Origin of the sequence: Halovivax cerinus, from assembly GCF_024498195.1 — an archaeon.
GTDB classification, from domain to species: Archaea; Halobacteriota; Halobacteria; order Halobacteriales; family Natrialbaceae; genus Halovivax; species Halovivax cerinus.
On record NZ_CP101824.1, the window covers coordinates 398,179 to 411,837 of the forward strand.

Annotated in this window: 12 protein-coding genes and 2 pseudogenes; 7 read left to right on the plus strand and 7 right to left on the minus strand. The window is 65.0% G+C overall.

Annotated features, from left to right (window positions below; all coding sequences use genetic code 11):
- Positions 1 to 20: 20 nt before the first annotated feature.
- The 5 genes from NO366_RS01985 to NO366_RS02005 form a co-directional block, all read right to left on the minus strand.
- Positions 21 to 989: an ABC transporter ATP-binding protein gene (locus tag NO366_RS01985; RefSeq protein ID WP_343217311.1), complete on the minus strand. Its 969-nt coding sequence runs from the start codon at positions 987 to 989 to the stop codon at positions 21 to 23.
- Complete coding sequence (locus NO366_RS01990; protein WP_256532642.1) at positions 982 to 2,115, minus strand: ABC transporter ATP-binding protein; 1,134 nt, start codon at positions 2,113 to 2,115, stop codon at positions 982 to 984. The genes NO366_RS01985 and NO366_RS01990 overlap by 8 nt, the downstream gene beginning before the upstream one ends.
- 4 nt (positions 2,116 to 2,119) lie before the next feature.
- The gene (locus NO366_RS01995) at positions 2,120 to 3,040 is read right to left on the minus strand and encodes an ABC transporter permease (RefSeq protein ID WP_256532643.1); all 921 of its coding nucleotides are present in this window, start codon (positions 3,038 to 3,040) and stop codon (positions 2,120 to 2,122) included.
- On the minus strand, positions 3,040 to 3,978 hold the full coding sequence (locus tag NO366_RS02000; protein WP_256532644.1) for an ABC transporter permease: 939 nt from the start codon (positions 3,976 to 3,978) through the stop codon (positions 3,040 to 3,042). Before NO366_RS02000 ends, NO366_RS01995 begins: the two co-directional genes overlap by 1 nt.
- Before the next feature lie 408 nt (positions 3,979 to 4,386).
- Entirely contained in the window at positions 4,387 to 6,012 is a 1,626-nt protein-coding gene (locus NO366_RS02005; protein ID WP_256532645.1) for an ABC transporter substrate-binding protein, read from the minus strand.
- A 572-nt stretch (positions 6,013 to 6,584) separates the two neighbouring features.
- On the opposite strand from NO366_RS02005, the gene NO366_RS02010 reads away from it, so the two are divergent.
- From NO366_RS02010 to NO366_RS02020, 3 genes are all read left to right on the plus strand, one after another.
- Positions 6,585 to 7,751: a thiamine pyrophosphate-dependent enzyme gene (locus tag NO366_RS02010; RefSeq protein WP_256532646.1), complete on the plus strand. Its 1,167-nt coding sequence runs from the start codon at positions 6,585 to 6,587 to the stop codon at positions 7,749 to 7,751.
- A 6-nt stretch (positions 7,752 to 7,757) separates the two neighbouring features.
- The gene (locus tag NO366_RS02015; protein ID WP_256532647.1) at positions 7,758 to 8,747 is read left to right on the plus strand and encodes an alpha-ketoacid dehydrogenase subunit beta; all 990 of its coding nucleotides are present in this window, start codon (positions 7,758 to 7,760) and stop codon (positions 8,745 to 8,747) included.
- Between the two features lie 115 nt (positions 8,748 to 8,862).
- Positions 8,863 to 9,771 (plus strand): hypothetical protein, encoded by a 909-nt coding sequence (locus NO366_RS02020; protein ID WP_256532648.1) that lies wholly within the window; start codon positions 8,863 to 8,865, stop codon positions 9,769 to 9,771.
- Between the two features lie 31 nt (positions 9,772 to 9,802).
- Here the strand turns inward: NO366_RS02020 and NO366_RS02025 are convergent, their stop codons facing one another.
- Positions 9,803 to 10,066, minus strand: coding sequence for a hypothetical protein (locus NO366_RS02025; RefSeq protein ID WP_256532649.1), 264 nt, complete (start codon positions 10,064 to 10,066; stop codon positions 9,803 to 9,805).
- A 682-nt stretch (positions 10,067 to 10,748) separates the two neighbouring features.
- On the opposite strand from NO366_RS02025, the gene NO366_RS02030 reads away from it, so the two are divergent.
- The 4 genes and pseudogenes from NO366_RS02030 to NO366_RS02040 all read left to right on the plus strand — a co-directional run bounded on the left by NO366_RS02030 (position 10,749) and on the right by NO366_RS02040 (position 12,878).
- Positions 10,749 to 11,129 (plus strand): MarR family transcriptional regulator, encoded by a 381-nt coding sequence (locus NO366_RS02030; protein ID WP_256532650.1) that lies wholly within the window; start codon positions 10,749 to 10,751, stop codon positions 11,127 to 11,129.
- Positions 11,126 to 11,431: pseudogene (locus NO366_RS18575) on the plus strand (type II toxin-antitoxin system PemK/MazF family toxin); the annotation flags it as partial. The gene NO366_RS02030 and the pseudogene NO366_RS18575, both read left to right, overlap by 4 nt.
- 383 nt (positions 11,432 to 11,814) lie before the next feature.
- Positions 11,815 to 12,119 (plus strand): annotated as a pseudogene (locus NO366_RS02035) (eCIS core domain-containing protein); the annotation flags it as partial.
- 93 nt (positions 12,120 to 12,212) lie between these two features.
- Positions 12,213 to 12,878: an HAD family hydrolase gene (locus NO366_RS02040; protein ID WP_256532651.1), complete on the plus strand. Its 666-nt coding sequence runs from the start codon at positions 12,213 to 12,215 to the stop codon at positions 12,876 to 12,878.
- Positions 12,879 to 13,126: 248 nt separating this feature from the next.
- On the opposite strand, the gene NO366_RS02045 is transcribed toward NO366_RS02040, so the two are convergent.
- A complete protein-coding gene (locus NO366_RS02045) occupies positions 13,127 to 13,540 on the minus strand; it encodes a DoxX family protein (RefSeq protein ID WP_256532652.1) in 414 nt (137 codons plus the stop codon).
- Positions 13,541 to 13,659: the final 119 nt, after the last annotated feature.

Below are 13,659 nucleotides of genomic sequence, written 5' to 3' on the forward strand. Positions count from 1 at the left end.
ATAAGTTAAGATAATACTTGTCAATAGAGGTGGCAAGAAACGTGGTGGTCGGGATCTTCCTCTTCGAGTTCGGGTTCCGCGGTGCACTCCTCGAACGCTTTGGGACAGCGCGTCCTGAACTTACAGCCGGTCGGCGGATCGATGGGGCTCGGCGGTTCACCCTCCAGGATGATCCGCTCTCGGTCTCGGCGGGTCGGATCGGGAATCGGCGCCGAGGAGAGCAACGCCTTCGTGTACGGGTGTTTCGGGTCCTGGAAGACCGTCTCTGCCGGACCGACCTCGGCCAGTTCGCCGAGGTACATGACCCCCATCCGATCCGCGACGTACCTGACCACAGAGAGGTCGTGGGCGATGATCAGGAGGGCGAGATCGAACTCGTCTTTGAGGTCGTCGAGTAAGTTGATGATCTGGGCCTGGATCGAGACGTCGAGCGCGGAGACCGGTTCGTCGGCGACGATGAAATCCGGTTCGACGATGAGCGAGCGGGCGATGCCGATCCGCTGGCGCTGTCCGCCGGAGAACGCGTGTGGATACCGCCCGTAGTGCTCGGATTGCAGTCCGACCCGTTCGAGCAGTTTACGCGCCCGTTCCTCTCGCTCGCGCTTGTCGACTCCCTGGATGGCCAGGGGCTCTTCGACGATCTCGCCGACCCGCCGTCTTGGATTGAGCGACGAGAACGGATCCTGGAAGACGAGTTGCATCTCTTCGCGCAGCGGCCGCAGTTCGTCGTACGAACTGTCGGTGATGTCACGCCCCTTGAATCGGATCGTCCCATCGGTGGGGTCGTACAGCCGCAGGATCGTCCGACCGAGCGTCGATTTTCCACAGCCGCTCTCGCCAACGAGACCGAACGTCTCGCCTCGCTCGATAGTCAGGTCGACGCCGTCGACCGCCTGCACCTGTTCGACGTCGCCGCCAAAGAAGCCACTTCGTTCTTCGAAGTGCTTCGTCAGGCCCGACACCTGAACGAGCGGTTCCGAGTCACTCATGGCTCGACTCACCTCCGGAGTCGACGGTCGACAGGTCGCCATTCGACCCATCGACGATCGGCGCGTCAGCGGTCGGCCCATCGTCGGTGGGTCCGTCCGCGTTCGGCGCGTCGTCGTACAGGTAACAGCGGACCTCGTGGCGATCGTCACCGTCACCGTCGGGGACGAACGTGGCTGGCATCCCGTCCTCACAGCGCGGCATCGCGTCCGGACACCGGTCCCGGAAGCGACAGGCCGGTTCGAGCGCCGTGAGATCGGGCGGCTCTCCTTCGACGGGCGTCAGCCGACGGCCCTGTTCGGCGGCCGATCCCGGGATGGACTCCAGCAGTCCGCGCGTGTAGGGGTGTTTCGGATCGTCGAATACCTCGTACACGTCCGCCGTCTCGACGACGTTACCCGCGTACATCACCGCGACGTGGTCGGCGATCTCGGCCACGACCCCGAAATCGTGCGTGATCCAGATGACAGCCATGTCGAGTTCGTCGCGTAGTTCGCGGACGAGTTCCAGGACCTGGGCCTGGATCGTCACGTCGAGCGCCGTCGTCGGTTCGTCGGCGATCAGCAGATCGGGTTCGTTCGCCAGCGCGATCGCGATCATCACGCGCTGGCGCATCCCGCCGGAGAACTCGAACGGATAGTCGCCAAAGCGCGAGCCCGCATCGGAGATACCGACCCGCTCCATCAACTCGATGGCCCGCTCACGGGCGTCTGATTTGCTCACGTCGTTTTGCGCCCTGATGGCCTCGACGATCTGTCGACCGACCGTGTGGACCGGGTTCAAACTCGACATCGGATCCTGGAAGATGAACCCGACCTCGTCGGCGCGGACCCGTCGGAGTTCGGCGCTGTTCACCGTCCGAAGGTCCTGTCCCTTGTACCAGACGCGCCCGGAGATCTCCCCGGGCGGCTGCGGGACCAGATCGATGATGCTCTGGGCCGTGACGCTCTTTCCACTCCCGCTCTCGCCGACGAGGCAGAGAATTTCGCCTGCGTCGACGTGCAGGTCGATACCGTTGACCGCTTCGACGTCGCCCCGTTTGGTCCGAAACGTGACGTCCAGGTCTTCGATCTGCAGGAGGTGATCGGTCGCCGATTCGGTCGTATCGAAGTGAGATTGTCCATCCATCGTATCACTCGGAGTATTTTGGGTCGAGAATATCCCGGATACCGTCCCCAAGCAGGTTGATGCCCAGTACGACGATCATGAGCGCCAACCCCGGGAACACGCCGTACCACCAGGCAGTCGTCAGGTAATCACGTCCGCCGGCGAGCATGAGCCCCAGGTCGGCCCTCGGCGGGGAAACGCCGAGTCCCAGGAACGTCAACCCGGCCGCGATGACGATCACCTGTGCGATGTTCAGCGTCGCGATCACGAGGATCGACGACATCGTGTTCGGCAGAATCGCCTCTCGAATGATCCTGGCGTGGCTCGCGCCGGAGGCGCGCTGAGCCTCGACGAACTCCTCGTTCTTGATCGAGAGCGTCTGGCCTCGAATGGTTCGAGCGTACGGAACCCACTGGGTCACGCCGATGACGAGGATGAGGTTCACGAGGCTCGTCCCGATCACCGCCAGCACGGAGATCGCAAAGAGGGTGAGCGGAATGGCCATCACGGTGTCGATGACGCGGCTCACCGCCTCGTCGATCCAGCCCCCGAAGTACCCGGACACGAGTCCGAGCGTGACGCCGATCGACGCCGCCAGCAGCACCGGTGCGACGCCCTGCAGGTACGCGAGACGGAGCCCGAACAGGATACGAGAGAGGACGCCGCGGCCCTGCTGGTCGGTTCCGAGGGGATAGTCCATGGACCCGCCGCTCTCCCAGAACGGCGGGAGGAAGCTGTCGTCGAGTTCGGCCGGCCACGAGCCCGCGGTCGGCGGATGGGGCGCGATGTACGGCGCTACGATCGCCAGCAGGAGCATCGTCACCGTGACCACCAGTCCGATCATCGCCATCTTGCTCTCCCGAATCCGGCCGACGCTCGATACCACTCCCGACGCAACCGAGCCCGAACCGTCGTGGTCCGTTTCGCCGGCCGCTTCCGTCGCCATCAGCGATCACCCCCGTACGAGATTCGGGGATCCAGCTTCAGATACAACAGATCGATCGTGAAGTTGACGATGATTACCATGATTGCGGCGAAGAAGACGACCGCCTGGATGACCGGGAAGTCCCGGGAGTAGATCGCCTGTATGGCGAGTCGGCCCATCCCGGGGTACGCGAATATCTGTTCGGTGATGACCGCGCCGCCGAACAGGTACGCGATCTGGACGCCAGCGTAGGTCAAGACCGGAATGAACGCATTTCGGAGGGCGTGCGATCCGTACACCCGCAGGTCCGAAATGCCCTTCGAGCGCGCCGTTTTGACGAACTCCTCGTCCAGGACGTCCGCCAGGTTCGACCGGGTGAGACGGGCGATCGACGCCATCATGAAGAAGCTCAACGTCAGTCCCGGGAGGAGCAAGTGACGGATCGACCCCGCCCCCGCAAGCGGGAAGAAGTCGATCGGGACCGCGACGAACAGGATCAGCATGAGGCCGACCCAGAAGCTCGGAACCGACTGGCCGAGCAGCGCGAACGTCATGCCGCCGATGTCGGCGTACTCTCCCTGCCTGATTGCAGAGATGACGCCGACCGGAACGCCGATCCCGAAGGCGAAGAAGACGGCCACTGCCGTCAACTGGATCGTCGGAACGACCCGGCTGAGAACGAGTTGACCGGCCGGTTCGCCGGGTGCCATCGAGATCGACTCCCCGAAGTTCAACACGATCGCGTCCCGCATGAACAGCGCGTACTGAACGATCAGGGGCTCGTCGAGGCCGAGATCACTCCTGATACTTTCTCGTAGTTCCTCTGGTGCGTCCATCCCGACCATGAGGGCGACGGGGTCCCCCGAGAGCCGGGAAATGACGAAGATTATCAACGACACACCGAAGAGGACGACGACGTACTGACCGAGTCTCCGTAGCAGATATCGAAACCAGTTCATTGGGTGGAACACCAGTTCATGGGGTGGTGGAAGTCACACGTTTCCGGGCGGGTGGTGCGTCGCCGGCCGTTGGACGCGTCGACGGTCGGACATCGCCGGCCGATGGACGCGCCGGCGGTCGGACATCGACGGCCGATGGACGCGCCGGCGGTCGGACATCGACGGCCGATAGGCGCGTCGACGGTCGATCGAACGCGACCCCCGGCCGGGGGACGGCGTTGCGCACGACGCCATCGAGCGGGTCCACTCGGTGCGTTCGGAGCGCCATCGGCAGGTGATCCCGCCGGCGCACCCGTCACCGGAGGGGCGGTGGGAACCCGGAGGGTCACACCGGAGGCGACGCTAGTCCGACGGGATCCAACGCAGCTGACCCGGTCCGCCCCGGGGAGTCGATTGCGGTTCGGCACGTCACTCTGCCAGGCTTGCCGGGTACATGTCGACGAGTTCGTCCGATCGCGGATCCCACTCGAGGCGATCGTTCACGCCGTAGACGTCTCGATACTGGAAGAGGAATCGGAAGACCCCCTGCTCGTGGATCAACGCCTCGATGTCCTGGTTTTGACTCGCGAGTTCCTCCCTGTCGGCGGTCTGCTGGGCGGTCTCGATCATCGAGGTGAGTTCCCCGACCCACGACGGCTGGTTCTGTTTCGGAAGCAGCGAGAACATGCCGTCCGGATGGACCAGGTTGCCGTACGGGTCGAGCGGGTTGAACGTCGGATTGCCCCACGCGGCGAGCATCATGCCGGGGATCTCGCCCTCCTGGGTCTGCGTCGCGAAGGTCCCGAACTCGGGCGTATCGAGGCTGACGTCGATACCGACGTCCCCGAGCTGGGTCGCGAGCGCCTCCGCGGTGTCGACTCCCTTGAAGTACCGTCCGCGAGGGACCAGAAGCGTCGTCGAGAAGCCATCGGAATAGCCGGCCTCCGCGAGGAGTTCCTCGGCACGGTCCGGGTCGTGGGGGTACGGATCCAGACTGTCGTTGTACCCGAGATACTGATCGTTGTAGGCCCAGCCGTGGATCTCGAACCCGTTTCCGACCAGGATGTTCTCGATGATGCTCGGAATGTCTGTGGCGTACTGTACTGCGAGTCTCGCCTCCCGGTTGTTGTGGAAGACTGGTTCGTCACCGCCGGGGATCTCCTGCCACATGTTGAGCCACAGCGCTGCACCGCGAGCGCTCGGGACTCGTTCGACCGAGAGGTCGCCGCTGTTCTCGATCTGTTCTTCGTTTCGCGGGTTCGCACTCCGGATGAGGTCGACACTGCCGGTCGTCAGTGCGGAGATCCGCGACGAACTCTCCGGCATCGGCTGCCACACCAGTTCACCGACCGCCGGTTCGCCGTCGAAGTAGTCTGACCGCGCAGTCATGACCATCTCCTGCTGGCGGGTCCACGAATCGAGTTCGTACGGCCCCGTGCCGACCGGGTCGTCCGAGAGGGCGTCGAATCCGTTCTCTTCGGTATACTCCTTCGGTACGATTCGGAGCGCCGCCTGCATCTCGAGGAAGATCGGGTCCGGTGCCGCGAGGTTGACCTGGACGGTGTAGTCGTCGACCACCTCGACACTGTCGATGGACGCGTAATCACCCTCGACGGTGACCGTCTCGGCCCCTTCCAGGTTCCCCGAGACGCGGTCGAGATTGTATTTGGCGGTCTCCGCGGTGAAGTCCTCGCCGTTCGAGAAGGTGACGTCGTCCCGCAGGGAGAATCGCCAGGTGGTGTCGTCCACCTGCTCCCAGTCCTCGGCGAGTCGCGGGACGAGCTCCATCTCGGTGTTCCGTTCGACGAGTCCGTCGTAGAAGTGAATCAGGTAGGTACTGGTCGTCGTCTCCGCGTGGTTGTGCGGGTCCAGCGTGGTCGGTCCGGCCGCGGGAGCCATGGTCACCGTCGAGCCGCTCCCTCCGTCGTCCCCACCGCCAAGACACCCCGCGAGCGCCGCCGTCGCTCCGGCGCCACCGAACACTTTCAGCGCGTTTCGACGCGTCAACGGTACCGGTCCGCCACCATCACCAGTGTGAGAGCCTCCCATTGTCATGTACTCACGAACTCTGTGACGGATGTGGGATAAACATATTGTATACTTCCCAACTTCTACAGACATCTTTCAACCATATTGGCAGATGTTGGGCGATAAATCGCAAAATGGGTGAATAATAGAATATGGTACTTTAGAATACCAATATTATTGTAGCCAACTCCAGCCGGGGAAGGAATCGCCCGCCGGGTGCGCCAGTACGAGGTTCAACAGGGCATCCCCCCCAGGCACCCGTATACGTTTTCATTGCGGTAAATAGTGTACCCCTCCAGCGGCTAGTCCCCCCGGATGACTCGTCCGGCAATCCCAGCGACCGAACTCCGACGTGTCCGGTCCCACCGAACGTGCAGATCTGATTCGAGCGGCGACGAACCACCAGGTTAGTGCTGTACGGCAACCCATACACGTTGTGACAGAATCGCGTAATTCTTTCTCTACACCATCCGTATCGAATGCAGCATACGTCAGTAAATTGCGGGAGACAATGTGGAATCCTTCACAAATATAACCGCCGCTACCCGAACCCTCAAGAGGGGCTACTCACTTTATTCTGACCATCATGGGTGAGTGCCGTGAGTAAACCGATCGGCGAACCGGCCCCCGCCGGCGAGACGAGTCACGCCATCGCGGAGTGTACGGTCGCCGAATCGACGGACATGCTGACGAGGTACCAGCTGCTAGACCCCGACGGAAACTACGATCCCGACACGGTGCCGGACCTCTCCGACGAGGACCTGATCGAGCTCTTTCGGTGGATGCTCGTCCAGCAGATCGTCGACCAGCGGATGGTCAAGCTCCAGCGCCGCGGCGAGATGGGCACGTACGCGTCCGGCCGCGGACAGGAGGCGAGCATCGTCGCCGCCTCCTACGCACTGGAAGAGCAGGACTGGCTGTTCCCCTACGGGCGAGAGGCGGCGGCCCTGCTCGTCCAGGGGATGCCGCTGCGGGATCTCATGCTCTACTGGCGCGGCGTGGAGGACGCCAACATGCAGAAAGACCACGGCGTCTTCCCGCCCGCGATCGCCATCGGGACGCACATTCCGGTCGGCGTGGGCCACGCCTGGGGACAGCGCCTCGCCGGCGAAGACGCCATCAGCGCGCTCTACCACGGCGACGGCCACCCGAGTACCGGCGAGTACCAGGCCGGCGCCAACTTCGCGAGCGTCGTCGACGCGCCCGCACTCTTTTACTGTCAGAACAACGGCTACTCGATTTCGGCACCCTTCGAGGCCCAGACCGGCGCCGCGTCGGTGAGCCAGAAGGCCCTCGCGTGGGGGATGGACGGGATCCGCGTCGACGGGAACGACCCCCTGGCGGTCTACGACGCCGTCCGCCAGGCCCGCGAGCACGTCGTCGACGGCAACCCGACCATCGTCGAGGCCGTCACCTACCGGCTCGACGCCCACACGACGAACGACGACCCCTCCCGGTACCGAACCGACGACGAGGTCGAGTGGTGGGAACGCAGGGAGCCGCTGTCGCGGTACCGATCGTTCCTCGAGAGCGAGGGACTCTGGGACGAGATCGACGAAGAGGCGATGCGAGCGGAGATCGACGACTGGTTCGACGAGGCCAAAGCGGCCGCGGACGCCTACGACCCCGGCGGCGTCGAGGAGATGTTCCGCCACCTCTACGACGACCTCCCGGCGGAACTCGAAGACCAGCTCGCCGAGTTCGAGGCGTTCCTGGAGGAGCGTCCGGACGCCATGGACTACATCGAAGAGCGGCCCAAACGGTGATCTAACGTGAATGCAACACTCGTAGAAGCGGTCAACGACGCGCTGCACGTCGCGATGGAGGCGGACGACCGGACGGTCGTCTTCGGCGAGGACGTCGCCGAGAGCGGCGGCGTCTTCCGCGCGACCGAGGGACTGAAGGACGAGTTCGGCGGCGAGCGCGTCCTGGACACGCCGATCACCGAGATCGGCATCGTCGGCTCGGCGGTCGGTCTCGCGATGGCCGGCTTCCGACCCGTCGCCGAGATCCAGTTCTCCGGCTTCCTCCCGCCGACGTTCAACCAGCTCGTCGCGATGGCCAGCCGCATCCGCTGGCGCACCAGGGGCGAGCACTCGGCGCCGATGGTCGTCCGGGCACCCTACGGTGGCGGCGTCCGGGCACTCGAACACCACTCCGAGAGCCTGGAGGCCGTCTACGGCCACATTCCGGGGCTGAAGGTGGCCATCCCGAGTACGCCCGCCGACGCGAAGGGGATGCTGCTGTCGGCCATCGCCGATCCGGACCCCGTGCTCTTCCTGGAGCCAAAGCGCATCTACCGCACCCATCGCGAGGAGGTCCCGGAGGGCGACGCGACCGTCCCGCTGGGCGAGGCGGCGATCCGCCAGTCGGGCGAGGACCTCACCGTCATCGCCTGGGGATCCACGATGAACGACACCGTGGAGGCGGTCGAGGCCGTCGAGGAACGCCGCGACGCCTCCATCGAGGTGGTGGACCTGCGGACCATCTCGCCGTTCGACCGCGAGACGGTGATCGAGTCGGTGAAGAAGACCGGGCGAGCGGCCATCGTCCAGGAGGCCGCCAAGACCGGCGGCTTCGCCTCAGAACTGATCGCCACGATCAACGACCGGGCGCTCATGTCCCTCGAAGCGCCGGTCCAGCGGATCACCGGATTCGACGTCCCGATCCCGATGCTCGCCATGGAGGACTACTACCTGCCGAACCCGCCGCGCATCGAGGAGGGACTGGAGCGGGCGCTCGACGCCGAAGGCGGCGTCTGAGCCGGATTTCGGTCAGTTTTTGCGGACCGTCGTCGAGGTGCGAACCCACCGTTCGGCCGCAGCAGCGGGACCGAAGACACCCACAGTTACGTCGCCGGGGCTCGCACCGTCGCACATGCACGCCGATCCGATCGGTGACGATCCGGCACTCCCGGCCGGGGACGACGAGGCGCTCCCGACCGGCGACGACGGGACGTTCCCGACCGATACCGACCTGGCGCTCCTGACCGGCGACGAGGGACTGGCTCGCGACGCGCCGACGGCAGTCGTCTCGTACTTCGTCGATCGCGTCGACGGGACGCGGACGGAGCCGATCGCGGACACGACGTCCGTCGTCGCCTGCTGGGGCGACACGGCGGTGACCGCGTCCGACCCCGACCGGGCCGCCGTCGCGGAGGACGGAACCCGGGCGACGCCCGACACCGAGGGCCACCACTGGGGGACGGTCTGCCCCACCGACGACGGGTATCGAGCGGCCCTGCTCGACCGAATCGAGACCGTCGGCGCGAGTGGGGACGTTCGGCTCTCGACGGTCGGCTTCCCGGACGAGGCGTTCTGTCACTGCGACCGGTGCGAGGAGCGATTCGCGGCGAGCGGGTTCTCCACGTGGGCGGGCTGGCGAGCGAATGTCGTCACCGACGTCGTCGCCGACGCCGCGACCCGCGTCGACGGTGACCTGTCCGTGACGCTGTTTCCCGACCCGTACCCGGGCGCGAGTCGCGACCGCACCGGGCTCGACCCGGCCGCGCTCGAACCGCACGTCGACGGGTTCCACGTCCCGCTCTGTGGCGACTACGGCACGCCCTACTGGGTCCGGACGCTGGCGCGCGGCTTCGGGGCCGAACTCGGCGGCCTCGAGGCCGACGTGTCGATGCAGCTCTCGGTCGCAGGGTCACCCGCCGACCGACTCGTCGACGTGACACGGATGGTCGCCCCGCACTGCGACAGCGTCGTCTACGGGACGTTCCCCGACGACGCCGACACGGTGGTCGAGGTGCTGGAGCGGGTGGAATCCGCCGAGTGAACGCCGGCGATCTAGGTTCGAGCGTCCGCCCTCACTCCGCAGGCGGCCGCCCACCCCGTCGCGCGTGGCGCTTGACCTGCTCCGAAAACTCGGAGAGATTCATCGCGGCAGCGCAGTGTTCACAGCAGTACCGAACGGCGTCCCCGTACCGCTTCGACAGCATTCCCGGCGGCTCGACGGAAATCCGGAAGAGGACGTCTGGATCCACGTCGCGATCACACCGGTAGCACTCGCGCGTGCAAGGCCCCTCGCCGCTTGCGCTGCTCGTGGCGGTCGCTCGATCGACGGATCTCATCCGAGCGCACCTCGGGGGAATGCTGCTGACCACCCGGTGGCACTCGGCCCCCAATCCCGGGAATCGAAACCGAACGACGCACAGCGTTTCGACTCTCTACACCGAGAGTGGGCGAGACCTTTTTGTCGTGGCGGTGTGTTGCGGAACATGGTGACCAAATCCCCCTTCAGGGAATTTGGAAGCCACGTCTCGGGTGTCTGTAGCACCCGGGGCATTTCTCGGAGCCCCCATAGCGGAGTCCGTGGCTTCCGTGCGGATGGTTGACGTGATGAATAATATAGTTACCGGAGTCGTCTGAATTTTCCCCAATGAATGTTGTACCAGCGTCGGTATCGAACGGCGCGATGGTGGCGACACCCGTCGCGTTTCGAGGGGGTCCATCACTCGTGGGTTCGATCCGAGAACGGTGGACGAGGGCCGACACGGGCTCTTCGTCTCGACGAACGGGTACATCAGCCGGCCGTGGGCAGGCCACCCGTAGCGGCAAACCCACCGCGCGCCTCGATTACGACGGTTTCGTCGACTCGTCCTACAACTCCCCGTCTACGCGGCCGGAGAGTGATCGCTAGATCGAATCCGACCGTGTCGAACGAGTCCCGAACGGCTCGCACACGACTCCCGATTGTAACGACGTTCACAGACCGAACGCCTATTACGCCTCCCACGAAAGGAACGGTATACAATGTCCATCGACCGAGAGACGTTCGAGCGGTCCGAAGCGGGGGAACTGACCGACGTCTCGACCACCGAGCAGGTGCTCGGCTTTCTCGCGGCGAACGAGGACAGAGCGTTCAAGGCGAGCGAGATTGCGGCGCGAGCGGAACTCGACGTTGGATCGGTGAGCACCGCTCTCACGCGTCTGAAGCGACGCAACCTCGTCGAGCACAAGGGAACCTACTGGGCGATCACGAGCGACGAGGACCGCCTCGCCCGGTCCGACGGGTACGAGCGAGCGACCGCGCTGTTCAACGAGCAGCTCGGGCCCGAAGACCGGACCGAGTGGCGAGCGCACGCGCCCGACGAACCGCACCCGAGTCTCGAAGAGGCGGACCGTGACCGATAACGCGGTATTATACGAACCCTGGTGACGTCGTATACGGGGTCGATCCGTACAAACGATCGGAGGCGGCAAGACCGTGGCTCGTCATCTCCAATCACTCGGGGAAGCCGTTTCACGGCGACCAGTACGTCGTGTTGGCCCTCACGACGCGATCGTGGCTGGACGACGTGATCGAGATCGAATCCGACGCCTGGCTCGTCGGTGGGACCCCGAAACAGAGTAACGTCGCTCCCTGGAGCGTCCAATCGATCGACGCCGACGATATCGACTACTGGCAGGGCCGAATCACGTCGTCGCTCGTCGATCGGCGGACTCGTCGCAACGCTCCGATGACAGACGGGTTCGGAGCACTCGCTGTCGCGGTCAGCCACCCCTCGTCGCTCCGGTCCCGAGTAGACGGCGCGTCGCACTCCCCAGCGCCCGTATTCCCAGACAGCGATGTAACGGACGAAGCCGGGAGGGACACGCCCGCGCCGCGGAGGTCCGTTCGCCCCGTCAGGCGTGCCGGTTCATCTCTGCCGAAAACTCGGACAGATTCGTCGCGGCGGCACACTGTTCACAGCAGTACCGAACCGACCCCACGTACTTCCGTGACAGCATCCCCGGCGGGTCTACGGAAATCCGGAAGAGCTGACCACGCTCATGTCTGTCGACGGGTTGTAACCGGTACCGAGGCGTCCAAATGTAATCCGGGCCGAAAGCAGCGAACGCCTGTGAGGACATCAACGCGAGAGCGTTCACGGTCGGCAACCACATCGCGTTCAACGCTGGCGAGTACGATCCGGAGAGTCCGGAGGGGCAGCGGCTTCTGGCGCACGAACTCGCGCACGTTCGCCAGCCGACTGGCAGCACGAACGGAGTGAGGGCCGCCGGAAGCGCGAGCGGGAGGAACGCAGTGACGACACGCGAACCGGCGTGGCGATTTCGATGATGCCACAAGCGGACGCGGATTTAGAGATCGATCCAGATCCGGCGCCTGAGTGCGAGGCCGAGAGCGACCGCGATTCGAGAAAGCGCACGTACGGCGCCGAATCCAGTCCAAACCAGATCCGAAACCATCACCTCACGTGACCGTAATCTCCACCCGTGTCCCCCTACGACGCGGTGCTGTTCGATTCGGACGGCGTGCTCGTCGAGCCGCCAGGCATCGAGACCAAGACCGAGGCCGCCCGCGACGCTTTCGCCGCGGTCGGCGTCGACGACCCGAAGCCGGCCGACGTCGAGTCGATCGTCCACGGCGTCACCCGCGCCGAACTCGACGCGTGCTGTGAGCGCTACGACCTCGACCCGACGACCTTCTGGCGGGCCCGCGAACGACACGACGAGGACTCGCAGTTCGCGGCGTTTCGCGCGGGCGACCGCGACGTCTACGACGACGTCGCGGCGATCGAGACGCTGTCGCCTCCGCGGGGAGTCGTGAGTAACAACCACCACACCACGATCGAGTTCGTCCTCGATCGATTCGAACTGGCGGAACTGTTCGCGTGTCACTACGGCCGGCCGATGACGGTCGAGAGCCTCACACGGAAGAAGCCGAATCCCCACTACGTCGAGACGGCGCTCGGGGCCCTCGACGCGGAGACGGCGCTGTACGTCGGGGACAGCGAGAGCGACGTCGTGGCCGCCGAGCGCGCCGGCCTCGATTCGATCTTCGTGCGGCGCGAGCACAACCGGGACCTGTCACTCTCGGTCGAACCGGACTACGAGGTCGACTCGCTTCAGACGCTCCCCAAACTCGTCGAGTCGGCGTGAACAACGGTCTCCAACGTGGTAGCGGACGTCAGAGTTCGAAACGCGGCGGACGAGCGGATCGACGCTGCCGTCTGCCACGATCCGACGGCGTAGTGAACCGTCTGCCACGATCCGACGGCGTAGTGGAGTGATTACCTCGGTCCGACGGTGTAGTGGGGACGGTTGTCGCGGTTCGACGGTATCGTGGATACTGCCTCGATCCGCATCGTAGTGGATACCTGCCTCGTCGGTCGATCGACGATGCTCCGTTACAGCCCGACGTTCAGCGCGTAGGGCCAGGTCGCGGAGGCGACGGCGAGGAACGCCAGCGCCGCGCCGGCGCCGTAGACGTTCTTCAGGAACGCGGTCATCTCGTTCTGGGCCTCCTCGCCCTCCATGCGCCAGAAGTCGTGCATCGTCGCCGCGGAGACGAGCAGGAAGACGGCGATGGCGGCGGCACCGACCGCCGGGAAGACGCCGGCGATCAGCGAGAGCCCGCCGAGGACGAGGACGGCGCCGCTCCCGAGAACCGAGAGGGTCGGTGCGGGAAGGCCCTTGTACTCGGCGTAGCCGGCCATCCCCTCGACGTCCATGAAGTGGTTCAGTCCCATGAACGCGAGCGTCCCGCCGAAGAGGACACGAGCGAGCAGGAACGCGGCCTCCATCGGTGCGGATGCGAACATCAGGCGCTCACCCCCGTTCTGACGGCGGACACGGTCGTTCGGTGTGGGTTCGGCGCGGTTCGTCTGCGATCCGCTGCGAGGGTGAACGGACGCGATTCTGATTCGATCATACCGATACC